This is a genomic window from Luteimonas sp. WGS1318 (genome assembly GCF_043187535.1).
Lineage (GTDB): Bacteria > Pseudomonadota > Gammaproteobacteria > Xanthomonadales > Xanthomonadaceae > Luteimonas.
In genome coordinates, this window is record NZ_CP171131.1 from 3,395,174 (window position 1) to 3,418,673 (window position 23,500).

At 66.6% G+C, this 23,500-nt stretch carries 18 protein-coding genes, 2 tRNA genes and 3 rRNA genes; 6 read left to right on the top strand and 17 right to left on the bottom strand.

Annotated elements, in window-relative coordinates:
• Positions 1-1,338: a lipid IV(A) 3-deoxy-D-manno-octulosonic acid transferase gene (gene waaA, locus ACF3M1_RS15415; RefSeq protein WP_394005295.1), complete on the bottom strand. Its 1,338-nt coding sequence runs from the start codon at positions 1,336-1,338 to the stop codon at positions 1-3.
• Positions 1,339-1,441: 103 nt separating this feature from the next.
• Between waaA and lpxL the strand changes: the two genes are divergently transcribed.
• Positions 1,442-2,353, top strand: a complete 912-nt coding sequence (gene lpxL / locus ACF3M1_RS15420) for an LpxL/LpxP family Kdo(2)-lipid IV(A) lauroyl/palmitoleoyl acyltransferase (RefSeq protein ID WP_394002121.1) — start codon at positions 1,442-1,444, stop codon at positions 2,351-2,353.
• 420 nt (positions 2,354-2,773) lie between these two features.
• Here lpxL and ACF3M1_RS15425 read toward each other — a convergent pair whose 3' ends face one another.
• From ACF3M1_RS15425 to ACF3M1_RS15450, 6 genes are all read right to left on the bottom strand, one after another.
• Positions 2,774-4,129, bottom strand: coding sequence for an O-antigen ligase family protein (locus tag ACF3M1_RS15425; RefSeq protein WP_394002123.1), 1,356 nt, complete (start codon positions 4,127-4,129; stop codon positions 2,774-2,776).
• A complete protein-coding gene (locus ACF3M1_RS15430; protein WP_394002125.1) occupies positions 4,104-5,219 on the bottom strand; it encodes a glycosyltransferase in 1,116 nt (371 codons plus the stop codon). The genes ACF3M1_RS15425 and ACF3M1_RS15430 overlap by 26 nt, the downstream gene beginning before the upstream one ends.
• A 25-nt stretch (positions 5,220-5,244) precedes the next feature.
• Positions 5,245-5,445, bottom strand: a complete 201-nt coding sequence (locus tag ACF3M1_RS15435; RefSeq protein ID WP_096209733.1) for a zinc-finger domain-containing protein — start codon at positions 5,443-5,445, stop codon at positions 5,245-5,247.
• Positions 5,446-5,583: 138 nt separating this feature from the next.
• Positions 5,584-6,294 (bottom strand): pirin family protein, encoded by a 711-nt coding sequence (locus ACF3M1_RS15440; protein WP_394002128.1) that lies wholly within the window; start codon positions 6,292-6,294, stop codon positions 5,584-5,586.
• Positions 6,295-6,457: 163 nt separating this feature from the next.
• Positions 6,458-7,168, bottom strand: coding sequence for a YceI family protein (locus tag ACF3M1_RS15445; protein WP_394002130.1), 711 nt, complete (start codon positions 7,166-7,168; stop codon positions 6,458-6,460).
• Between the two features lie 69 nt (positions 7,169-7,237).
• Entirely contained in the window at positions 7,238-7,825 is a 588-nt protein-coding gene (locus ACF3M1_RS15450; protein WP_394002132.1) for a malonic semialdehyde reductase, read from the bottom strand.
• Between the two features lie 91 nt (positions 7,826-7,916).
• Between ACF3M1_RS15450 and ACF3M1_RS15455 the strand changes: the two genes are divergently transcribed.
• Positions 7,917-8,906: a mitochondrial fission ELM1 family protein gene (locus ACF3M1_RS15455; RefSeq protein ID WP_394002134.1), complete on the top strand. Its 990-nt coding sequence runs from the start codon at positions 7,917-7,919 to the stop codon at positions 8,904-8,906.
• Between the two features lie 19 nt (positions 8,907-8,925).
• On the opposite strand, the gene gph is transcribed toward ACF3M1_RS15455, so the two are convergent.
• The gene (gene gph, locus ACF3M1_RS15460; RefSeq protein WP_394002136.1) at positions 8,926-9,600 is read right to left on the bottom strand and encodes a phosphoglycolate phosphatase; all 675 of its coding nucleotides are present in this window, start codon (positions 9,598-9,600) and stop codon (positions 8,926-8,928) included.
• Between the two features lie 140 nt (positions 9,601-9,740).
• Here gph and ACF3M1_RS15465 point away from each other — a divergent pair, with 140 nt between their 5' ends.
• Positions 9,741-10,034: a DUF2218 domain-containing protein gene (locus tag ACF3M1_RS15465; protein ID WP_394002138.1), complete on the top strand. Its 294-nt coding sequence runs from the start codon at positions 9,741-9,743 to the stop codon at positions 10,032-10,034.
• Between the two features lie 621 nt (positions 10,035-10,655).
• On the opposite strand, the gene dinB is transcribed toward ACF3M1_RS15465, so the two are convergent.
• The 8 genes from dinB to ACF3M1_RS15505 all read right to left on the bottom strand — a co-directional run bounded on the left by dinB (position 10,656) and on the right by ACF3M1_RS15505 (position 20,671).
• Entirely contained in the window at positions 10,656-11,699 is a 1,044-nt protein-coding gene (gene dinB, locus ACF3M1_RS15470) for a DNA polymerase IV (RefSeq protein ID WP_394005296.1), read from the bottom strand.
• A gap of 77 nt (positions 11,700-11,776) precedes the next feature.
• Positions 11,777-14,485 (bottom strand): bifunctional acetate--CoA ligase family protein/GNAT family N-acetyltransferase, encoded by a 2,709-nt coding sequence (locus tag ACF3M1_RS15475; RefSeq protein ID WP_394002140.1) that lies wholly within the window; start codon positions 14,483-14,485, stop codon positions 11,777-11,779.
• A gap of 674 nt (positions 14,486-15,159) precedes the next feature.
• Complete coding sequence (locus tag ACF3M1_RS15480) at positions 15,160-15,288, bottom strand: hypothetical protein (RefSeq protein WP_394002142.1); 129 nt, start codon at positions 15,286-15,288, stop codon at positions 15,160-15,162.
• 205 nt (positions 15,289-15,493) lie between these two features.
• Positions 15,494-15,607, bottom strand: a 5S ribosomal RNA gene (gene rrf / locus ACF3M1_RS15485).
• Between the two features lie 167 nt (positions 15,608-15,774).
• Positions 15,775-18,658, bottom strand: a 23S ribosomal RNA gene (locus ACF3M1_RS15490).
• A gap of 241 nt (positions 18,659-18,899) precedes the next feature.
• Positions 18,900-18,975 (bottom strand) — tRNA-Ala (locus tag ACF3M1_RS15495).
• A gap of 3 nt (positions 18,976-18,978) precedes the next feature.
• Positions 18,979-19,055 (bottom strand) — tRNA-Ile (locus ACF3M1_RS15500).
• Positions 19,056-19,126: 71 nt separating this feature from the next.
• Positions 19,127-20,671, bottom strand: a 16S ribosomal RNA gene (locus ACF3M1_RS15505).
• The 16S, 23S and 5S rRNA genes sit together here with 2 tRNA genes alongside, the layout of an rRNA operon.
• A 568-nt stretch (positions 20,672-21,239) precedes the next feature.
• Here ACF3M1_RS15505 and ACF3M1_RS15510 point away from each other — a divergent pair.
• Both ACF3M1_RS15510 and ACF3M1_RS15515 read left to right on the top strand, forming a co-directional pair.
• Entirely contained in the window at positions 21,240-21,686 is a 447-nt protein-coding gene (locus ACF3M1_RS15510) for a DUF192 domain-containing protein (protein WP_394002144.1), read from the top strand.
• A 48-nt stretch (positions 21,687-21,734) separates the two neighbouring features.
• On the top strand, positions 21,735-22,580 hold the full coding sequence (locus tag ACF3M1_RS15515; RefSeq protein WP_394002145.1) for a SirB1 family protein: 846 nt from the start codon (positions 21,735-21,737) through the stop codon (positions 22,578-22,580).
• A 7-nt stretch (positions 22,581-22,587) separates the two neighbouring features.
• On the opposite strand, the gene ACF3M1_RS15520 is transcribed toward ACF3M1_RS15515, so the two are convergent.
• Positions 22,588-22,779 (bottom strand): rubredoxin, encoded by a 192-nt coding sequence (locus ACF3M1_RS15520; protein ID WP_394002147.1) that lies wholly within the window; start codon positions 22,777-22,779, stop codon positions 22,588-22,590.
• Positions 22,780-22,856: 77 nt separating this feature from the next.
• Here ACF3M1_RS15520 and thiE point away from each other — a divergent pair, with 77 nt between their 5' ends.
• On the top strand, positions 22,857-23,486 hold the full coding sequence (gene thiE, locus ACF3M1_RS15525; protein ID WP_394002149.1) for a thiamine phosphate synthase: 630 nt from the start codon (positions 22,857-22,859) through the stop codon (positions 23,484-23,486).
• Positions 23,487-23,500 lie beyond the last annotated feature (14 nt).

A 23,500-nucleotide genomic window follows, 5' to 3' on the forward strand; every position in this document is an offset into this window, starting at 1 on the left:
TCAGACCCCGAACGGCGCGGATCGGATCCGCGCCGTTGTCGTATCCGGCGCCGGCAGGTCGTCTTCGATCAGCGCCAGCGTGCGCTGCAACGCGCCGCGACCGGCTTCGACCAGGGCGCGACCGGCCTCGGCCATCGCGGCCCGCGCGTCGGCGTCCCCAAGCAACTGGGCGAGGTGCTCGTGCACCGCATCGGCGTCGGCGCCGATCCGCAGCGCGCCGGCCTTGCCCAGCTGACGCGCGATGTCGGTGAAGTTCTGCAGGTGCGGGCCGGTAACCACAGGCACGCCGACCGCCGCCGGCTCGAGCAGGTTGTGGCCGCCGATGTCCTGCAGGCTGCCGCCGACGAAGGCCACATCGGCGCACGCGAAGAACGCGCCCAGCTCACCCAGCGTGTCGAGCACGAAGACGTCGTCGCCGGCATCGGGCCACGTGGTCATCGCGCGCGTGGCGACGCGCCAGCCGGCCTCGACCGCGAGTTGCGCCGCGCCGCGGAAGCGTTCGGGATGCCGCGGCGCCCAGATCAGCAGCAGGTCCGGCCAGCGCGTGCGCAGCCGCCGATGCAGGTCGATGACGATCGCTTCCTCGCCCGGATGCGTGCTCGCCGCAATCCATACGGGCCGCGTGCCCGCGCGCGCAACGAACTCCGCCGACAGCGCCGCGACCGCGGCCTCGTCGATCGTGATGTCGTACTTGAGGTTGCCGGTGTCGAACACGCGTTCGCGCAGCGCGCCGAGCTTGACGAAGCGGCGGCCGTCGTCGGACGACTGCGTGGCCACCGTGTCGACCGTGCGCAGCGCGCGGCCGACCAGCGGACGCAGCACGCGGTAGCCGCGCAGCGAACGGGCCGACAGCCGGGCGTTGACGATGGCGGTCGGGATGCCTGCGTCGCGGCAGCAGAACAGCAGGTTCGGCCACAGCTCGGTTTCGACGATCAGGCCGATCCCGGGGCGGAAGTGCGCGAGGAAGCGGCGCACCGCGCCCGAGAGGTCATACGGCAGATAGACGTGCTCGACCCGGTTGCCCCAGAGCGCGCGCACGCGCTCGGAGCCGGTCGGCGTGATCGTGGTGACCAGCAGGCGCCGCGCCGGATCGCGCGCTAGCAGCGCATTGATCAGCGGCGCAGCCGCGTTGACCTCGCCGACCGACACCGCATGCACCCAGACCGGGGTCTGTCGCGGCTCGACACCGTAGAAGCCGTAGCGCTCGTTCCAGCGCTGGAAGTACGCCGGCTGGCGGAAGCCGCGCCAGATCAGGTGATACACCGTGACCGGCGCGAGCACCACCAGCAGCGCCGAATACAGGCCGCGCAGCAGTCGTTCGGAAAAGTCGGGCGGCATCGCGACAGGATAGCGGAAGCCCTGCGCCGGCAGACACGGCATGCACGCCGGGCGCGATGCCACGCGTGGCCGGGCCTCCGCGCACGCGCTCTACAATGGGTCGATGTCCGCGCCTTCGACACCCCGTCCGCCGCTCGCGCCCCGCCACTGGCCCGCCTGGTGCGGCATCGGCCTGATGGCGCTGGCCGCGCGCCTGCCCTGGCCGTTGCAGCGCGCGCTCGGTCGCGCGCTGGGCGATGTGCTGCGGCACGCCCTGTCCGGCCGTCGGCGCATCGCCGCGCGCAATCTCGAACTCTGTCTTCCGGAACTCGACGCGGACGCACGCGCCGTCCTGCTGCGTGCGCATTTCCATTCGCTGGGGATCGGTCTGTTCGAATTCGGCCGCGCGTGGTGGGGCTCGGTCGCCCCGCTGCGCCGCGGGCTCGTGGTCGAAGGCCTGGAGCACATCGAGGCCGCGCGCGCCGGGGGCCGCGGCGTCATCGTGGTCTCCGGCCACTTCACCACGCTCGAAGTCTGCGGGCGGCTGATGTGCGACCACGTCCCGCTGGCCGGCATGTACCGCCCGCACACCGAGGCCGCGATGGAATGGGCCGTACGCCGCGGCCGCGAACGCTATGCGGCGGCGATGTTTCCCAAGCGCGACGTGCGCGGCACCGTGCGTCATCTCAAGCGCGGCGGCCTGCTGTGGTACGCGCCCGACCAGGACCCCAGCGGCGGCGATGCGGTCTACGTGCCGTTCTTCGGCCGCCCGGCGCACAGCCTGACCTCGACCCATCAGCTCGCGCGGATGTCGGGCGCGGCGGTCGTGCTGTTCGGTCACCGCCGGCGCGAGGATGGTGGCTACACGCTGACGCTGTCGCCGGCGCTCGACCCGTATCCGACCGACGAGGCGACGCGGGATACCGCAACGGTGATGGCAGGAATCGAAGCGATGGCCCGCGCGGCGCCCGACCAGTACCTGTGGATCCACCGCCGGTTCAAGCGGCAGCCGGACGGCGTCGCGCTGTACGACTGAGCTGCCGGGCGAGCCAACGGATTGCGCGTGTGCGATCGTCGCGGGTGCCGCCAGATGCCGGACGGACTGATCCGCACAGCGTGCAAAGGTGAGGTCCGCGCATTCGGATCAGCGCGCAGTGGATACCGGGGTTCGCGCGCGCGATATCGGGCCAGCGGCATGAATGCCCCTGTGTCGGGCGTGCGGCCGCCGCCTGCCCCCAGCTGGCGCCTGCGCCGGGTCCACGTCGATCATCGCGGCGGCGAGACAGCATCCTCACCGTTGTCCCCGAACCTCTCGAAGACCGCGACCCGGTGCTGGCCGTTATCGAAGAGTCCATAGACGAGGCCCTTCGAAGCAGGCTCGGCGCACGCCACGACGCACATCGCCAGGCATCCGGCGAGGGGCACGCGCATGCATTGCGGCGATGCGTACGCCGAATTACCAGATCGCCGCGCGCGGTGCGGGCGGCGGCTCGTCGCGGGCCAGCAGGCTACCGGCGTACAGCGCGCACAGCAGCAGCGTGAAGCCACCCCAGAACGTCGAATAGAACGCCAGATGGGTGTTGAGCGGGAATACCGTCACCGCCAGCGCCAGCATCGCCGGGCGGGCGCGGTCACGGGCCTCCGGCGCGGCGAACCGCCATGCGCGCCAGGCCAGCGCCACGCCGGCCAGCCACAACAGCAGTCCGATCACACCGGTCTCGCTGGCGACCTCGAGCACGATCTGGTGCGCGTGCAGCGCGGGGCCGTCGCCCCAGGCGGCGATCTGTCCGGCCTGCGGATCGCAGCCCGCAAACGCCTCGCGGAAGCCACGCGCGCCGACGCCGTTGATCGGGTTCTCGCGCACCATGCACGCCGCGGCCTCCCAGATCCGGGCGCGGCCCGACAGGGCGGTGTCGACCTGTTCCTGGTCCGCCGACAAGCCCATGACCGTACGCTCCACGCGCTCGCGCACCTGCGGCGACAGCAGCGTGACCACGGCGGCGATCACCACGCCGCCGGCGAATACCGCCAGCAGCCGTTTCCAGCCGAGCAGGCGCCAGCCCGAGAACAGCAGCACCAGCGCATAGGTCAGCCACGACGCGCGCGAGCCGGCGAACAGCAGCACCACGCCGACCGCCGCGGCCGACAGGATCCAGCCCGCAGCGCCGAAGCGGCGCCCGGCGGCGTACAGCGCGAACGGCGACAGGCTGGCCAGCACGATGCCCAACTTGAGGTTGCAGGGCCCGAGCACGCCGCCCACGCGGTCCACGTACGCCAGCTGCTCGAGCGTGCACATCGGCCGGTTGCTGATCAGCTGCTTGAGCTGGTCGATGCCGAAGAACAGCGGGCTGGTGCCCACAACCACTTCGGCCAGCGCATCGAGCGTCCATACCGCGACGATGATCGCCAGTCCACCGAGCGTGGTGCGGCGCGCACGGCGGGTGGCGACCGACGAAGCCACCAGCCACAGGAACGGCAGATAGCGCAGGTCCACCAGCGCCTCGCGCAGCGCGCGGCCGAGATCGACGGAATCGAACGCCGACAGCAACTGCGGCATCCAGTACGCGAAGAACAGCACGCTGCTCAGCGCCCAGGCGGCCGGGCTCAGCAACGCGGCGCCACCACGGAAGCGCGCGCGCAGCAGCAATACGATCGCAGCGAGCGCGCCGAGCACCATCACGCCCTCGGCGTAGCCGGGCGCGGGCCACAGGATCACGAACGCGAGCACCCAGTGCGGTGCCCAGCGCCAGCCCACGGTGTGCGGCGTGCGCACGTCGCCCGTCGGCTCAGTTGTCGTCGTCGAATTCGTCATAGACCGCAAGCGTTGCATCCTGCATGGCGCGCAAGGTGTAGGGCATCGTACCGGCTCGCACCGGCGGTCGCGCGAGCAGCGCGCGCGCCGCCTGTGCCAGCGCGGTGCTGTCGAACGGCGCGACGGCGCCATCGGGCTGCAGTTCGGCCAGCAGTTCGCCGGCGCCACCATGCGCCCAGCCGAGCACCGGCCGTGCCGACGCCAGCGCTTCGACGACCGTGCGGCCGAAGGCTTCCGGCTTGCACGAGAGCTGCAGCACCAGATCACTCGCGGCATAGGCCTGGGCGATCGCCGACGTCGGCGCGGTGATCGCCAGCGCCTGGGCGCAGCCGAGCGCCTCGGCCTCGCGTTCGAGACCGGCGATGTAGGCCTCGCGCCCGGCCTCGCGCGCGCCGGGCATCCACAGCCGCGCATCAAGGCCGTCGGCGCGCAGCGCGGCGAGCAGCGCCAGCGCATCGCCGTGGCCCTTCAGCCGCGTGCCGCGCCCGGGCAGCAGCAGCAACGGACCGTCGCCGCCGAGCGCCGGGTGTTGTGACGCCACGCGCTCACGTGCCGCGCGATCGGGCTGCGGCGCCGGTGGGAACTGCGCCGGATCGATCCCGCGCGGAATCACCCGCAGGCACGTCGGATCGGTTCGCGGGTAATGCCGCAGCAGGTAATCGCGCACCGTGTTCGACACGCAGATCACGCGCTCGCCGCGCGCCATGATCGCGCTGTAGCGCGACGGCGAATTGAGCCCGTGCATCGTGGTGACGAAGTGCGGCCGGGTCGCGGCCGGCATCCGGCGCAGCGCGAGCCAGCCGAGCCAGGCCGGCACCCGCGAGCGCGCATGCACGATGTCCACGTCCGCGAACAGGCGCCGCAGCGCGGACACGTGGCACAGCACCCAGGGGCGCTTCGCACCGATGTCGAGCGTGACGTGCTCGGCGCCCGTGGCACGCAGGGCGGGTTCGAGCCGGCCGCCGGCCGAGACCACGATTGCCCGGTGCCCGGCTGCGACCAGGGCCGCCGAGATTTCGATCGTGGAGCGTTCGACGCCGCCGGACGACAGCGCCGGCAGCAACTGGACGACGGTCAGCGGGCGGCGCACGGGGCCGCGGCGCGCGCGGGCGCGCTCAGTCGACGAGGACGAAATGGGCGCCGCAGTACGGGCAGTCGGACTGGCCGCCCTCGGCCTCGATCGGCAGGTAGACGCGCGGGTGCGAATTCCACAGCGCCATCGACGGCAGCGGGCAGCTCAGCGGCAGATCGGCGCGACGCACCTCGTACTGCTTCGCGGCGTTGGCTTGCGTCGGCTGGACGGGGGCTGCGGTCATGTCGGCGGCGTCGATCGAACGTGGGAGGGCGCCATTCTAGCGTGCCCGCCGGGACCCCGTCGGCGGGCGACGCCGCTGCGCGCTCGGCCTGCAGCCGTGATCACGACACGGATCCCGGTATCGACGGACGCGGCAGCCTCAGCGCGGCAGCGTGAACAACAGGATGTCGGCCGCGTCGGTATCGACGCCCTCGAGAACCAGCGAGGTCGCTTCGTCCACCCAGCCCAGCCCGTCGCCGGCCTGCAGACGCTGGCCATCCACGTCCACCGCGCCGCGCGCGACCTGCAGCCAGTAGCGGCGATCGGCGAGCAGGCGCGCCTCGACCCGGTCGCCGGCGGCGAGCCACGTGCCCTGCAGCGTGGCCTGCTGGCGGATCGCGAGGCTGCCGTCCCGGCCGTCAGGGGAGACCAGCGTCACCCACCGGCCGCGCCGGTCCTGGCCATCGAAGGCGCGCTGGGCGTGCCCTGGCGGCAGATTGACGCGGTCGGGCTGGATCCAGATCTGCAGGAAATGCACCGGCGCGTCGGCCGAGGCATTGAACTCGCTGTGTTCGATGCCGTGCCCGGCGCCCATCCACTGCACCTCGCCGGCTTGCAGGATGCCGGCACCGCCGCTGTCGTCCTTGTGCGCGAGCGCGCCATCGAGCACGTAGCTGAGGATTTCCATGTTGGCGTGGCCATGCGTCGGAAAGCCCGCGCCGGGCGCGACGCGGTCTTCGTTGATCACGCGCAGCGCGCCGAACCCCATCCAGTCGGGGTCGTGAAAATGGCCGAACGAGAAGGTGTGCCGGCTGTCGAGCCAGTCGGTGCGGACCTGGCCGCGTGCGTCGGCCGGACGATGGAGTTTCATGGCGCACCTCGCTTGAACGGATCCGGCGGGCTGCGACGCAGGCCGCCGACGGAACGATCCCGCCGGAGTGGCGGGATCGGACGCGACGCCGCACGGTGCGGCGCCGATGCAGGGCGCCGGTGAACCGGGCCCGCGTGGCCGCCGCGCGTGGCGGCGGCCGATGTCACTCGGCCTGGGTGGCCGCCGGTGCCGCGTCTTCCGCGACCACCGCCTCGGTGGTGATGCGCAGCTCGACCTCGTCGCTGACGTTCGGCGCATACGCGCCCACGCCGAAGTCGCTGCGCTTGATCTGCGCGACCGCATCGAAGCCCGCGGCCGGACGCTTGGCCATCGGCTGCTCGCCGAATTTGTTGATGGTGACGTCGAGCACGACCGGACGGGTGATGTCCTTGATCGTCAGGTCACCGGTGACCCGGAGCCGATTGGTGCCCGCGCTTTCCACCGCGGTGCTGCGGAAGGTCGCGTTCGGGAACCGGGCCGCGTCGAAGAAATCGGCGCTGCGCAGGTGGTCGTCGAAATCGCCGACATGCGAGTTCAGGCCCGACAGCGGCAGCGTGACCTCGACCGAGGAATTGGCGACGTTGTCGGCGTCGTAGACGATGCGGCCATCGACCTCGCCGAAGTGCGCGATCGGGTTGGAGAAGCCGAAATGGCTCCACTGCGCGATCACGTCGGTGTGCTTGGGGTCGAGGATGTAGGTGCCCGAGACGCCGGTCACCGGCGTGGCCGCGGCGTCGGGGCCGACCGGCGCTTCGACCGCGGGCGCGGCGGCGGCCGATTCGGTGGTACCGGCCGGAGCGTTGTCCTGCTGCGCGCAGGCGGCGAGAGCGATGGCGGCGGCGAGCGGGAGCAGCAGCAGACGGGGTGTGCGCATGGGAGGAACTCCTGATGGATCGTGTGGTGGAACGCGCGACCGGGCGGCCGCGCGGGACTTGGGGTGCGCTCAGACGATGCGGGCGGCTTCGTCGAACGGCAGCCGCGGCGAACGCGGGAAGATCGTCGACGGATCACCGATGCCGAGATTGACGAGGAAGTTCGACTTGACCGCGGTGCCGGCGAAGAACGCGGCATCCACCTTGGCATTGTCGAACCCCGACATCGCCCCGGTGTCGAGCCCGAGCGCGCGCGCAGCGAGAATCAGATACGCGCCCTGCAGGCTGCCGTTGCGGAACGCGGCCTCGCGGCGGTTCTCGCGCGGACCGTCGAACCAGCTCTTGGCATCGGTGTGCGGGAACAGGAACGGCAGTTTCTCGTGGAAATCCTCGTCGTGGCCGATGATCACGGTGACCGGCGCCGACATCGTCTTGTCCAGATTGCCCTCGCTCAGCGCCGGCGCCAGCCTGGCCTTGGCCTCGGCCGATTTCACGAACACGAAGCGCGCCGGCGAGGCATTGGCCGACGTCGGTGCGAACTTCAGCAGGTCGTAGAGCCGGCGCAGCGTGGCGTCGTCGATCTCACCGCTGAAGCCGTTGTAGGTGCGCGCGGTGCGGAAGAGCTGGTCGAGCGCGGCATCGGACAGGATGTCGGTCATCGGGGCCTCGAGAATTGGGCTGAACAGCCCCGAAGTGTAGAGTCCCCGGGCGGCAGGACTCGTGATCCGGTCGGAACGGATGGTCACATACGTGGAACGAGCGCCGCCCATCGTGTCGGATTACCACCAAATCTGGGCGGTCAGTGATGGCCGTGCCGGCAATGCCCGCCAGGCTGAGGCATTGGCCGAGGCGTTGAGCGGCGAGGCGCACGCCCTGCATCTGCAGACGCGCGCGCCCTGGCGCTGGCTCGCGCCGCGGCGCCTGCCCGGTGCCGAGGCGGCCTTTGGCCCGGACTTCGCCGCCGCGCTGCGGCGGCCGCCTGCCCTCGCCATCGGCTGCGGCCGTCAGGCGGCGCTCGCCACGCGGCTGGCCGGACACCGCGGCGCACGCACAGTGCAGATTCTCGATCCGCGACTCGACGCCCGGCACTGGGATCTCGTCGTGGTGCCGCAGCACGACGCCGTACGCGGCGACAACGTGCTGGTCACCCGGGGCAGCCTGCATCCGGTCGACGATGTCTGGCTGGCCGCGGCGCGCCGTGCGCATCCGGCGATCGGCACCCTGCCCGGTCCGCGGACCGGTGTGCTGCTCGGCGGCGATTCGCGCCATGGCCGGTTCGATGTCGCCGCGTTCTCGGCGCTGGCCGGGCGACTGGACGCGCTCGTCGCCGCCGATGGCGGCAGCCTGCTGCTGGTCGGCTCGCGGCGGACCCCCGAGGCCGTACGCGCGGCCCTGCGCACGCGCTACCACGGGCGCGCGGGGCTGCTCTGGGCGGATGAAGGCGATGGCCCCAACCCCTATCCCGGCGTGCTGGCCTGGGCCGACCGGCTGGTGTGTTCCGCCGATTCGGTGAACATGCTGTCCGAAGCCTGCGCGACCCGCGCGCCGGTGTTCGCGTTCGAGCCGCAGCGCGTCGACGGCCGGCCGCGGCAGTTCGTCGACGGGCTCATCGCCGACGGCCGGGTGCAGGTGCTGGGCGAGGCCTTACAGACAGCAGGCGCCGTGACGCCGCTGCGCGAGACGGCCCGGATCGCGGCCGAAATCCGCGCGCGCCTGCTGGCGGACGCGCCCGGGCCGTGAGCCGCGTCCGGGTACGGCGTCAGCGCACTGCGAGCAGCTGCTCGAAGCGGTCGATCACCGCATGCGCGCCGCAGCCGTGCAGGTCGAACGCACGCCGGTAGCCGTAGCTCACCAGCACCAGCGGCGCGCCGGCCGCGATCGCGGCTTCGGCATCGGTCGAGGAATCCCCGACCATCAGACACTGCTCGACCGGCACGCCGAACTGCGCGGCCAGATGCCGCAGCGGTGCCGGGTCGGGCTTGCGCTGCGGCAGTTCGCCCGCGCCGAGCACATGCTCGAAATACGGCGCGATGCCCATCGCCTCGAGCAGCGGCGCCACGAACGGCGTCGGCTTGTTGGTACACACGGCCATCCGCACACCGGCCGCCTGCAAGGCCTGAAGGGTGGCTTCGACACCGGGATACAGCCTCGGATCGAGCAGCAGGCAGTCCTCGTAATGACGAAGGAAGCGCGGCATCACCGACTCGACGTCGCGCGTGTCGCCCGCATGGCGCAACGCCTGCCCGACCAGCTGGCCCGCACCGTCGCCGATCCAGCCACGCACGGTCGCCTCGTCGACGGCCGTGTGACCCAGCTCGACCAGCAAGCGGTTGACGGACGCGGCGATGTCGGAGGCGCTGTCGACCAGGGTGCCGTCCAGATCGAACAACACGACCGGCCAGGGAAATCCGTTCACGGCGGCGACTGCTGACATCTCGGGCGTTCCTGTCTTCGGGCGCGCTAGTGTGCGCGATCGCGCGCGCCGCGGCCCGCTGCAACACAGTGTTGGCCCGCCGCGCCGTCGCGTCGACGGCGCACCCACTATCCTCGCGGCACGCCGTCACGGAGCCTGCAATGCCCCGCACCACCACGACCACCCGATCCAATGACGCCCCGCGTCTGCTGCGCACGCTGTGCAACCACTGGCGGCACAAGTTCGAGATCCGCCGGGACGACGAGGCGCATGCGTTCGTGCCGTTCGTCGATGCCGCGCAGGGCGCGGACTTCAGCGTCGATGGCGACGCGCTGCGGATCGTACTGACATTGGATGACGCCGACAGCATCGAGCGCTACCGGCAGGTCATCGAAAACCACCTGCAGCGCTTCGCGCGCGACGAGACGCTCGCGTTCGACTGGCAGCCGGCGTAACGCGCCCACCTGCAGACACATCCGGGCGCGGCGCGATCTTGGACGGCGCGGCGGACCGGGTGCCGCGTGGCGAGGCAGGTGCGTGCGCCAGCGAAACGCCACGCCCAGCGCAGCGCCCTCGTTCCCGCGGCACAGGGAAGCCAGCGTGGGCGCCTTCCGGAATACGAGGCCCAGACAGCGCCGCCTACGGCCTGCCGTCCCGCGCTCCGGCTCGGCCTGCGTCCGGGTCCGGCGTGGCATCGGCGCGCCGTCTCATGTCTGCACGCCGCCCCCGCCGGGTGCCCACAGCGGACACACCCCCCGCCGCGCTTCGCCTCACGCCGATACGCCCGACCTGCGCTGCCGAGATGAAAACGCACGCGTCACGGCAACGCGCATCTGTCTCGACGGCCGCGCACCGCGTGCAGCGACAGCCCGGTCTCGCCGCGACGCCATCTCCACCCCGCCGCTCCAGTCCTGTATGGAAGGCCTTAGAAAACCTGCTCGTGCTCGTCATTCCCGCGAACGCGGGAATCCAGTGCATTTCGATCCAAGCGCTTCAAGGGCGGCATCGATCTACCGCTCGCCTGTTGAAGAAGCGCATCCGCGTTCACACCGCTGACGGACAGCCTCAGCGGATCCCTAGCTCCCCCCGAACAGACCGGCCTGCATCGGCAGCTCTTCGCGCTCCCGGAATCCGCCGATCCCCACGCCCACCAGGCGATACCGCGTCGAGGCCGGCAGATCCACGCGCGCGCGCAAGGCGAGGGCGATGCGGACCAGTTCGTCCTGCGACGCCGGCGGCGCATCCGGCGTGAAACTGCGGGTGAGGATGCGGAACTGCGAGGTCTTGAGCTTGAGCACGACGGTGCGCCCGACCCGCTCGGTCTTGCGCGTGGCCAGCCACGTCTTCTCGGCCAGCCGCTCGATCATCGGCGCGAGATCCTCCAGCGGCAGATCGGTTTCGAAGGTGTCTTCCGAGGAGATCGACTGCACCGGCTGATCGGGTTCGACCGGGCGCTCGTCGATCCCGCGCGCGCGCTGGTAGAGGCGCGCGCCGAAGGCACCGAAGCGTAATTCCAGCTCCTCGCGCGCGAGGCTGCGCAGATCCCCGACGGTGGCCACGCCGAGATCGGCGAGCTTCTTCTCCATCACCTTGCCGACGCCGGGAATCTTGCCGACCGGCAATGGCGTGAGGAACGCCTCCACCTGGGCGGGTTTGACGACGAAGACACCGTCGGGCTTGCGCCAGTCCGAGGCGATCTTGGCCAGGAACTTGTTCGGCGCGACACCGGCCGATGCAGTGAGCTGCGTGACCTCACGGATCTGCGCGCGGATCGCCTCGGCGGTCGCGGTCGCGCTGGGCGAGGGAATCTTCGGCGCCGTGACGTCGAGATAGGCCTCGTCCAGCGACAGCGGCTGCACCAGATCGGTGTGCTCCAGGAAGATCTCGCGCACCTGCCGCGAGACGGCCTTGTAACGCGCGAAATCCGGCGGCACGAAGATCGCGTCCGGGCACAGGCGCTCGGCCGTCACCGCCGGCATCGCCGAGCGCACGCCGAACGGGCGCGCCTCGTAGGACGCGGCGCAGACTACCGACCGCGCGCCACGCCAGGCCACCACCACGGGCCGACCGCGCAGCGCGGGATCGTCGCGTTGCTCGACCGACGCGTAGAACGCGTCCATGTCGATGTGGAGGATCTTGCGCACCCCGCCATTATCGCGGCGCCGGTCGCGGACGGCGCGACGGCAGGCGCGCGTGGTCAGGTGGCGTCGGGCAAGGTGCCGATCGGCAGGCGGACGATCGCGATCGTGGCGTCGTCGGGATCGGTCTCGATCCGGAACCCGAGCTGGCGGCACATTGCCAGCATCGTGGTGTTTTCACGCAGCACCTGGCCCTCGACCGTGTGCAGGCCCTGCCAGGCGGCGTACTCGATCATGATCCGCATCAGCCGCCAGCCCAGGCCCGCACCCTTGAGATCCGAGCGCACCATGATCCCGTACTCGCCGGTGTCGTAGTTCGCATCTGCGAGCAGACGCACCGCGCCGAGCATCTCGCCGGTGACCGGATCGATCGCCGCGAGCGCGATCGACCGCGCGTAGTCGAGCTGGGTGAGCCGGGCGATGAATTCGTGGCTGAAATGGCGCACCGCGCTGAAGAACCGCAGGCGCAGATCCTCGCTGCTGACCTTTTCGAAGAACCGGCGAAACATGCCGTCGTCCTCGGGACGCACCGGACGCACGAAGGCCTGCGCGCCGTTCGCCAACGTGATCGTGCGCTCCCATTCGCTCGGATAGGGAAAGATCGCGAACCGCGGATGGCCCCGGCCGCGATGCAGGCGCTTCACCGGCGCGATGCCGACGCGTGCATCGAGCGCCAGCACGCCGTCTCGATCGGCCAGCAGCGGGTTGACGTCGACGGCGTCGATTTCCGGGATGTCGGCGGCCATCTGCGCCAGCTTGACCAGCACCAGTGCGATCGCGCGTTCGTCGGCCGCCGGTACGTCGCGATAGGCCTTGAGGATGCGCGAAACCCGTGTCCGCCCGATCAACTCGTGGGCCAGCCGGAGATCCAGCGGCGGCAGCGCGAGCGCCTTGTCGTCGATCACATCGACCGCCGTGCCGCCCCGTCCGAACACCACGACCGGACCGAAGGTCGGATCGTCGGCGATGCCGGCGATCAGTTCGCGCGCCTTGGGTCGAACGATCATCGGATGCACGGTAACGCCGTCGATACGCGCCTGCGGCCGCAACCGACGCGCCCGCTCGACCAGCTCGTCCGTCGCCGTACGCACCGCGTCCACGCTGGACAACCCGAGGCGCACGCCATCGACGTCCGATTTGTGGGCGATGTCGACCGACCACAGTTTGACCGCGACCGTGCCGCCGCCGGCCAGCAGGGTCTCGGCGGCGCGTCCCGCGCAGGCGGCATCGGCACAGGCCACCGACGGCGTCAACGGAATGCCGTAGGCCTCGAACAGCCGGGCCGTCGAGGGTGGATCGAGCCAGCGCGCACCCGCCGCGAGCGCGGCCGCGACGGTTGCGCGCGCGGCCGCGACGTCGACGACGAAATCGTCGGGCAGGCTCGGCGGGGTCTCCATCAGGGCGCGTTGCGCCTCGCGATGCCGCACCAGGTACATGAAACCGCGCACGGCATCCGCTTCGCTCGCGAACGCGGGCACCCCGGCGTCGCCGAGCGTCTGCCGCGCCGGCGCGTCGTCACCGATCCACACCGCCAGCGTCGGTTTGCGCGTCGGGCGCTGACCGTGCGCCGCGAGGGTCGAGACGACCGCGTCCGCGGCCTCGCGCGGCGAGGACAGGACCGTCGGCACATGAAGCGCCAGCACTGCATCGTTGTTGGGGTCTTCGAGCAACGCCTCGAGTGTCGCGGCATACCGCGCACCGTCGGCATCGCCGAGCATGTCCACGGCATTGCGACGCGACCAGCCACGCGGAAGCGCGGCGTCGAGCGCCTGCACGGTCACATCCGAGAGTTCGGCGCGCTCGCCGCCCAGGTCGATGAGCCGGTCCAGGGCGAGCTTGCCGACACCGATGCCATTGGTCATCACCGCCAGTCGCGGCCCCTGCGGCATCTGCAGGTGGGACAGCGTCTCCGCGGCGGCGAACAGTTCATCGAGGGCGTGCACACGCAACAGTCCGGCGCGCCGGAACGCGGCGTCGTAGACCGCGTCGGGCGCCGCGAGGGCGGCGCTCTGGGTCGCATCGGACACGGCGGAACGCGCATGGCGTCCGGGCTTGACCACCACCACCGGTTTCGCGCGGGCGGCCGCCCGCGCGGCGCTGAGGAACTTGCGTGCATCGCGAATGCGTTCGACGTACAGCAGGATTGCCCGGGTGTGTCGATCGGTCGCGAAATAGTCGAGAAGATCGGCGAAATCGACATCCAGCGCGTCGCCGAGCGAGGCTACCGCGGAGAACCCGATACCGCGCGGCCGGCTCCATTCGATCATGCCCGCGGCGACGGCGCCGGACTGGGAAATCAGCGCCAGATCACCCGGCACCGGTGCATGCGCGGCGAAACTCGCGAAGAGCTTCGCATGCGGTGCGATGACGCCGAGACAGTTCGGCCCGACGATCCGCAGCCCGTGCTGGCGGGCCACGTCGGCGAGCGCCGCATTGTGGGAGCCCGCGCCGTCACCCATGTCGCGGGTCAACACGATCGCAGCCCGGGCGCCGCGTTCCGCCGCGGCACGCGCGACATCCGCGACGTCTGCGGGTGGCGCGGCGATGACCACCAGCTCGGGCACAAACGGCAGGTCCGCGAGGCGGGCCACCGCGTCGATACCGTCGATCTGCCGGTAGCGCGGATTGACCAGTCCGATCGGCCCCGTGAAGCCGCCGTCCCGCAGTTGCTGCAACACCAGACGCCCGAGCGACCGCGCCCGCGGGCTGGCGCCGACGACGGCGACCGAACGCGGGCGGAAGACGGACTCGAGTGCGTAGATGCTCATCGGCGGCGACGAAGGGTCCGGACGTGGGGGCAGCCGAGGACGATACACGACGACCCCGCTGCGCCCCGGACGGGAATTGCAGGCAGGGGCGCCGTCGAGAAGCACGACGGGCGCTTCGCTACGTCCATTCGAGCCTGCATGTCGCTAGTCGCCAGGTGGTGAGCAGCATAGCCGGCCGCAAGATCCGCACGGGATCCAGGCGGGTCTTCGAGGCGACGCACGTGGTGCGGACAGCCTGTCGAAGAGCACTCACCGATCCCTGGCAAGCAAGGTAGCGACGACCTCGCCAGACGACGGCGCGAGGCTTCCCCAGTTGTCGGGATGGACTCCCTGATGGACCGCGTAATGCGACCGCGCGTCTGTCGCTGGCGCGATCTACCCGCCCTTTGCAGGAGGTTCGTAAGCCCGGCACGTGCTGCCAACCCGATTGATAAGGAATGGCGCGGACAGCCTGCCGAAGAGCCTCGTCGATCCCTCGCAGGCAATGTAGCGACGACGGTCGCCAGACGAGGGCGCGCGACGCTTCCCCAGGTGTCGGGATGGACTCGCTTAGCGCAGGTAACGGGCATGGATCTCAGGCATTCAGCGCCTTCGAGAGGATTCCCTGCCTAGGCGTCGTCCTTTCTCGATCGGGCGTTCAAGCCCACCATCCTGAGAATCTTGCTTTCCTTCGATCAAGTGGCCTCGATATCCGCGCACCCGCCCTCTTCGAGGTCGGCCTGGGCGACATTCCAGTCTTTCGAGCCGTTGTTCAAAGCGGTAAACCCGCCTATCGCGTTGCTTCGGGCTTTCTGGATGTCCACGCAGTCAACCTCAGGCCCTTCGATCACCGCACACCACCGCACGCCACCGACGTCTCGGGATTAACTCCCTCAGCGATCGATGGAATGTCGTCACCCGCCGGCCGGTCGCGAGCGGGCATTTCCTCGCGTCCGTTGCGGCCCATCTGCAAGAATTCCGGACAAAAAGAAACCCCCGCCTTGTGGGCGAGGGTTTCGGGGTAAAAAACCCTGGCGATGACCTACTCTCGCATGCTAGATGCACACTACCATCGGCGCATGTACGTTTCACTTCCGAGTTCGGAATGGGATCGGGTGGTTCCATACAGCTATAGTCACCAGGGAGAGGGTGGAGGGTCGCCGATCGGTCCGGTTATCGACGCAGGTATGCGATCGAAAGTGGGACTGACAGCGCTCACGCTCTCAGAGGTTGGGAAGTAGCGAACATTTTAGACGACTCATTCGTGTCGTTGGCCAAGGATGCTTCGGTTAGAAGCAACTTGAGGTTATATGGTCAAGCCGCACGGATCATTAGTACTGGTTAGCTCAATACATTGCTGTACTTACACACCCAGCCTATCAACCACCTGGTCTTGATGGTTCCTTCAGGGGAGTCAAGCTCCCGGGAGATCTCATCTTGAGGCGCGCTTCCCGCTTAGATGCTTTCAGCGGTTATCGCTTCCGAACATAGCTACCCGGCAGTGCCACTGGCGTGACAACCGGAACACCAGAGGTTCGTCCACTCCGGTCCTCTCGTACTAGGAGCAGCCCCTCTCAAATCTCCAACGCCCATGGCAGATAGGGACCGAACTGTCTCACGACGTTCTGAACCCAGCTCGCGTACCACTTTAAATGGCGAACAGCCATACCCTTGGGACCGACTACAGCCCCAGGATGTGATGAGCCGACATCGAGGTGCCAAACACCGCCGTCGATATGAACTCTTGGGCGGTATCAGCCTGTTATCCCCGGAGTACCTTTTATCCGTTGAGCGATGGCCCTTCCATACAGAACCACCGGATCACTAAGTCCTAGTTTCCTACCTGCTTGATCCGTCGATCTCGCAGTCAAGCACGCTTATGCCTTTGCACACAGTGCGCGATGTCCGACCGCGCTGAGCGTACCTTCGAGCTCCTCCGTTACTCTTTGGGAGGAGACCGCCCCAGTCAAACTACCCACCATACATGGTCCCCGATCCGGATAACGGACCTAGGTTAGAACGTCAAGCACGACAGGGTGGTATTTCAAGGTTGGCTCCACCCCAGCTAGCGCCAGGGTTTCATAGCCTCCCACCTATCCTACACAGACGAACTCAACGTTCAATGTAAAGCTATAGTAAAGGTTCACGGGGTCTTTCCGTCTTGCCACGGGAACGCTGCATCTTCACAGCGATTTCAATTTCACTGAGTCTCGGGTGGAGACAGCGCCGCCATCGTTACGCCATTCGTGCAGGTCGGAACTTACCCGACAAGGAATTTCGCTACCTTAGGACCGTTATAGTTACGGCCGCCGTTTACCGGGGCTTCGATCAAGAGCTTCGCCTTGCGGCTGACCCCATCAATTAACCTTCCGGCACCGGGCAGGCGTCAGACCCTATACGTCCACTTTCGTGTTTGCAGAGTCCTGTGTTTTTGATAAACAGTCGCAGCGGCCTGGTCACTGCGGCCCCCGATCGCTGTAGCCCGCATGGGCCACGATCAAGGGCGCACCTTCTCCCGAAGTTACGGTGCTATGTTGCCTAGTTCCTTCACCCGAGTTCTCTCAAGCGCCTTAGAATTCTCTTCCTACCCACCTGTGTCGGTTTACGGTACGGTCTGCATAAGCTGAAGCTTAGGGGCTTTTCCTGGAAGCGTGGTATCAGTCACTTCGCTCTAATGAGCTCGTCTCGGTGCTCGGAGTTAAAGGGTCCCGGATTTGCCTAAGACCCACTCCTACCGCCTTTCCCCAGGACAACCAACGCCTGGTAGACCTAACCTTCTCCGTCCCCCCATCGCACTTATGCGAGGTGCTGGAATATTAACCAGCTTCCCATCGACTACGCATTTCTGCCTCGCCTTAGGGGCCGACTCACCCTGCGTCGATTAACGTTGCGCAAGGAAACCTTGGGCTTTCGGCGTGGAGGCTTTTCACCCCCATTATCGTTACTCATGTCAGCATTCGCACTTCCGATACCTCCAGCAGACTTCTCAATCTGCCTTCGACGGCTTACGGAACGCTCCTCTACCGCGCACATATAAATATGTGCACCCCAAGCTTCGGTTTATCACTTAGCCCCGTTAAATCTTCCGCGCAGACCGACTCGACCAGTGAGCTATTACGCTTTCTTTAAAGGGTGGCTGCTTCTAAGCCAACCTCCTGGCTGTCTGTGCCTTTCCACATCGTTTCCCACTTAGTGATAATTTGGGACCTTAGCTGTGGGTCTGGGTTGTTTCCCTTTTCACGACGGACGTTAGCACCCGCCGTGTGTCTCCCATGCAGTCTGTCTTGGTATTCGGAGTTTGCAATGGTTTGGTAAGTCGCAATGACCCCCTAGCCATAACAGTGCTCTACCCCCAAGAAGATTCACATGAGGCGCTACCTAAATAGCTTTCGAGGAGAACCAGCTATCTCCGGGTTCGATTAGCTTTTCACTCCTAATCACACCTCATCCCCTACCTTTGCAACGGGAGTGGGTTCGGGCCTCCAGTTGATGTTACTCAACCTTCACCCTGGGCATGACTAGATCACCCGGTTTCGGGTCTATTGCCCGCGACTATGCGCCCTTATCAGACTCGGTTTCCCTTCGCCTCCCCTATACGGTTAAGCTTGCCACGAACAATAAGTCGCTGACCCATTATACAAAAGGTACGCAGTCACCCCTTGCGAGGCTCCTACTGCTTGTACGCACACGGTTTCAGGGTCTATTTCACTCCCCTCTCCGGGGTTCTTTTCGCCTTTCCCTCACGGTACTGGTTCACTATCGGTCGGTCAGGAGTATTTAGCCTTGGAGGATGGTCCCCCCATATTCAGACAGGGTTTCTCGTGCCCCGCCCTACTCATTTTTCATCGATATGGCCCTTTCGCATACAGGGCTATCACCTTCTATGGCCGGTCTTTCCAGGACCGTTTTGCTAGAACCATATCGACTTTTGGGCTGTTCCCCGTTCGCTCGTCACTACTCAGGGAATCTCGGTTGATTTCTTTTCCTACGGTTACTTAGATATTTCAGTTCACCGCGTTCGCCTCGTACAGCTATGTATTCACTGCACGATACCTCCTAAGAGGTGGGTTTCCCCATTCGGACATTACCGGATCAAAGCTTGTTGCCAGCTCCCCGATACTTTTCGCAGGCTACCACGTCCTTCATCGCCTCTGACCGCCAAGGCATCCACCGTGTGCGCTTATTCGCTTGACCATATAACCCCAAGTTGCCTCGGAGCCATACTTCTGTCGATGGGTACAAAGCATCGACGCAAATATAACGACTCAATTTACTAGGGACTCGAGGTCCCCGCCTTAGCCACACGACACGTATGAGTTCTTGTCTCAGACGCTCGCTACTTCCCTATTTTTCAAAGAACCGGTGTCGGGCCACAATGCCCGGCACCATTCAAATCTGATGTGTGCGCAGCGATCGGTATCTCATCAATCAAGAATGGTGGAGCCTGTCGGGATCGAACCGACGACCCCCTGCTTGCAAAGCAGGTGCTCTCCCAGCTGAGCTAAGGCCCCAAGTGGTGGGTCTGGGAGGACTCGAACCACCGGCCTCACCCTTATCAGGGGTGCGCTCTAACCACCTGAGCTACAGACCCAGTCTTGCTTGATTACCAATCGTGCAGGTTACTTATGAGGACGCCTGGACAAGCGATGCAGCCTTGTCTCTAAAGGAGGTGATCCAGCCGCACCTTCCGATACGGCTACCTTGTTACGACTTCACCCCAGTCATCGGCCACACCGTGGCAAGCGCCCCCCTTGCGGTTAGGCTACCTGCTTCTGGTGCAACAAACTCCCATGGTGTGACGGGCGGTGTGTACAAGGCCCGGGAACGTATTCACCGCAGCAATGCTGATCTGCGATTACTAGCGATTCCGACTTCACGGAGTCGAGTTGCAGACTCCGATCCGGACTGAGAGAAGGTTTCTGGGATTGGCTTGCCCTCGCGGGTTTGCAGCCCTCTGTCCTTCCCATTGTAGTACGTGTGTAGCCCTGGCCGTAAGGGCCATGATGACTTGACGTCATCCCCACCTTCCTCCGGTTTGTCACCGGCGGTCTCCTTAGAGTTCCCACCATTACGTGCTGGCAACTAAGGACAAGGGTTGCGCTCGTTGCGGGACTTAACCCAACATCTCACGACACGAGCTGACGACAGCCATGCAGCACCTGTGTTCGAGTTCCCGAAGGCACCAATCCATCTCTGGAAAGTTCTCGACATGTCAAGGCCAGGTAAGGTTCTTCGCGTTGCATCGAATTAAACCACATACTCCACCGCTTGTGCGGGCCCCCGTCAATTCCTTTGAGTTTCAGTCTTGCGACCGTACTCCCCAGGCGGCGAACTTAACGCGTTAGCTTCGATACTGAGTTCCTAATTGAACCCAACATCCAGTTCGCATCGTTTAGGGCGTGGACTACCAGGGTATCTAATCCTGTTTGCTCCCCACGCTTTCGTGCCTCAGTGTCAGTGCTGGTCCAGGTAGTCGCCTTCGCCACGGATGTTCCTCCCGATCTCTACGCATTTCACTGCTACACCGGGAATTCCACTACCCTCTACCGCACTCTAGCCTGCCAGTATCCAATGCAATTCCCAGGTTGAGCCCAGGGCTTTCACATCAGACTTAACAAACCACCTACGCACGCTTTACGCCCAGTAATTCCGAGTAACGCTTGCACCCTTCGTATTACCGCGGCTGCTGGCACGAAGTTAGCCGGTGCTTATTCTTTGGGTACCGTCAGAACAATCGGGTATTAACCGACTGCTTTTCTTTCCCAACAAAAGGGCTTTACAACCCGAAGGCCTTCTTCACCCACGCGGCATGGCTGGATCAGGCTTGCGCCCATTGTCCAATATTCCCCACTGCTGCCTCCCGTAGGAGTCTGGACCGTGTCTCAGTTCCAGTGTGGCTGATCATCCTCTCAGACCAGCTACGGATCGTCGCCTTGGTGGGCCTTTACCCCGCCAACTAGCTAATCCGACATCGGCTCATCTATCTGCGCGAAGCCCGAAGGTCCTCCGCTTTCACCCGTAGGTCGTATGCGGTATTAGCGTAAGTTTCCCTACGTTATCCCCCACAAATAGGCAGATTCCGATGTATTCCTCACCCGTCCGCCACTCGCCACCCAAGGAGCAAGCTCCTCTGTGCTGCCGTTCGACTTGCATGTGTTAGGCCTGCCGCCAGCGTTCACTCTGAGCCAGGATCAAACTCTTCACTTAAAATTTTCGACATCACCGAAGTGACATCTAATGCTTCGAGTGCAGTCGTCTTTTCCAGAACTCGAACTACTCACCAGCATTTGCATGCTTTTGAATCTTTCTTGCTCTTTCTAGAACGTCTGCTAATGGACTAACACCACCAGCCAGACGTCCGCATAAGTATCCTGCGCACACTGTCAAAGATCTGCGGAAGCGGCCTCAGCGCCTGCTTCCCACTGCTTCGTCGTTTCCTCCGAAGCGAGCCGCCCATTCTAGCGCGGTTTTGGCTTTCGTCAACACCCCGTGAGGGGGAGAGTTCTGCCGGCTTCAGCGTCCGGCCCGAAGGCCTTTTCGTTGAAGCGAGCCGCACATCTTACCGCGGCTTCCGAGTCTGTCAACACCGCGTGAAACGCGTTTTCGACCTCCTCACTCCCCGCCCGACCCGCCGCTCCGAAGAGCAGCCCGCCGTGCGGGGCGCGAATTATGCACAGATCATTTCGGTTTGCAAAGCCCCTGCCCGCCTCATTCTTGACGACCCGCACGGACTTGCAGAAGGTGGGTGTCCCGCCCACCTCCCGGTTTCGACACCATGCGCATCGCCCGTCTGCTTCTGCTCGCCCTGCTGGCGCCCCTGCTGCTGCCTGCGTGTGCGAGCGACCCCTGGGTGGAACTGGATGGGCACCGGTACCGCGTGGAGATCGCGGATACCGATGAAGCCCGTGCACGCGGACTGATGTTCCGCGATTCGATGGAGGCCGACCGCGGCATGCTGTTTATCCATGAACACGAGGCGCCGCTGGCCTACTGGATGAAGAACACCCGCATCGCGCTCGACATCCTCTATTTCGACGATGCGCGGCGGCTGGTGTCGCAGCAGCGCGACGTGCCGCCCTGTTCCGGCGGCAACCGCTGCCCGAGCTATCCGAGCAGCGCACCGGCCCGTTATGTGCTGGAGCTCAATGCCGGCGAAGCCCAGCGCATCGGGCTGCAGGACGGCGCCGAACTGACGCTCTCGCCGGCGATCGCCGCCCCCTGATCGGTGCGTCGGCTTGCATGGTGCGATGCACCGGCGCAGGCTTCGGGCATGGATGACGCCACGCCGCTCCCAGACTGGAACGCGCTGGCCGGGCTCGACGACGAGGCATTGCCGCTGTTCGAGGTCGCGCTGCTGATCGCGCGCGACGAGTACCCGGCTCTCGACGCCGACCACTACCACGCCCTCGTCCGCACCCATGTGGCGCACCTGCGTGTGGAGATCGACACGATCGCGTACGGCCCGCTGAAGATGCAGGCGATCAACCGTCACCTGTTCGAGGAACTGGGCTACACCGGTGACCACGAACGCTATTACGACCCGCGCAACAGCTATCTCAACGAAGTCTTCGACCGGCGCCTGGGCAATCCGATCTCGCTCGCCATGGTGCAGATGGAAGTCGCGCGGCGGCTCGATCTCGCCCTGGACGGGATTTCATTCCCCGGCCACTTCCTGGTGCGGCTTCCGGTCGACGACGGAATGCTGGTCATGGACCCGTTCAACAGCGGTCGCCCGCTTGATCTCGAGGAACTGCGCACGCGGGCCCGGCCCCATCTGGGCGGCGACGCGCCGGACGACGCCACGCTGTCACGGATCCTGCGGCCGGCGTCGCCGCGGACGATGTTGATGCGCATGCTGCGCAATCTGATGGGCGTCTACCAGACGGCCGAGGACTGGCCGCGCGTCGTACGCTGCGCGGACCGCTTGCTGAAGCTGGCGCCGGATACGCCGGATGCCCTGCGCGAACGCGCGCTCGGCTATGTGGCCCTCGGGCACCTCGATGGCGCCCGGCAGGATCTCAGCCGCTATCTGGTGCGCCACGCGGATGCCGACGACGCCGGCGAACTGCGGGCCCAGCTGCTGCGCATCGGCGGCGCCGGACGTGCCACGCATTGACGTGTCGTCAGACCGTCATCATCTCGAAGTCGTCCTTGGTGACGCCGCAATCGGGACAGGTCCAGGTCTCGGGCACATCCTCCCAACGGGTGCCGGGCGCGATGCCTTCGTCCGGAATGCCGGCGGCCTCGTCGTAGATGAAACCGCAGACCACGCACATCCAGGTCCGGTGGGCGGTCTGCGTCGTCGAATCGTTCATCGGATAATGGCCCGCACGCGGCTTAGGAAGTAATGCCGCATTGTCCCATCGCGCTCCCTCCACCGGAACCCACGCCGATGAACGCCCGCTCCGTCGCCGCGCCCCGCGGCCTGTACCTGCTCACGCCCGACGAAACCGACACCGCGCGACTGCTCGCACGCGTCGCTCCGGTGCTGCCGCATGCGACCTGGCTGCAGTACCGCAACAAACGGGCCGATGCCGCGCTGCGCCGCGCCCAGGTGCTGGCGTTGTTGCCGCTGTGCCGTGCCACCGGCGTGCCGCTGATCGTCAATGACGACTGGCGACTGGCCGCGGACGAAGGCACTGACGGGGCCCACCTGGGCCACGACGACGGCGAACTCGGCGAGGCACGCGCAGCGCTGGGCCCGGAAGCGATCCTCGGCGCGTCGTGTTACGCCGACATCGCGCGCGCGCAGCGCGCGGTCGCCGCCGGCGCGAGTTATGTGGCATTCGGCGCGTTCTTCCCGTCACCCACGAAGCCCGGCGCCCCGGTCGCCGGCAAGGCGCTGCTGCGCGATGCGACGCTGCCGCCGGTGCCGCGGGTGGCGATCGGCGGCATCACGCCGGACAATGCGCGCCAGCTCGTGGCCGCCGGTGCGGATCTGGTGGCCGTGATCAGCGGCGTTTTCGATGCACGCCATCCTGCAGCGGCCGCCCGCGCCTACCGCGCCGCCTTCGATCTGTAATCCCCCGACTTCCG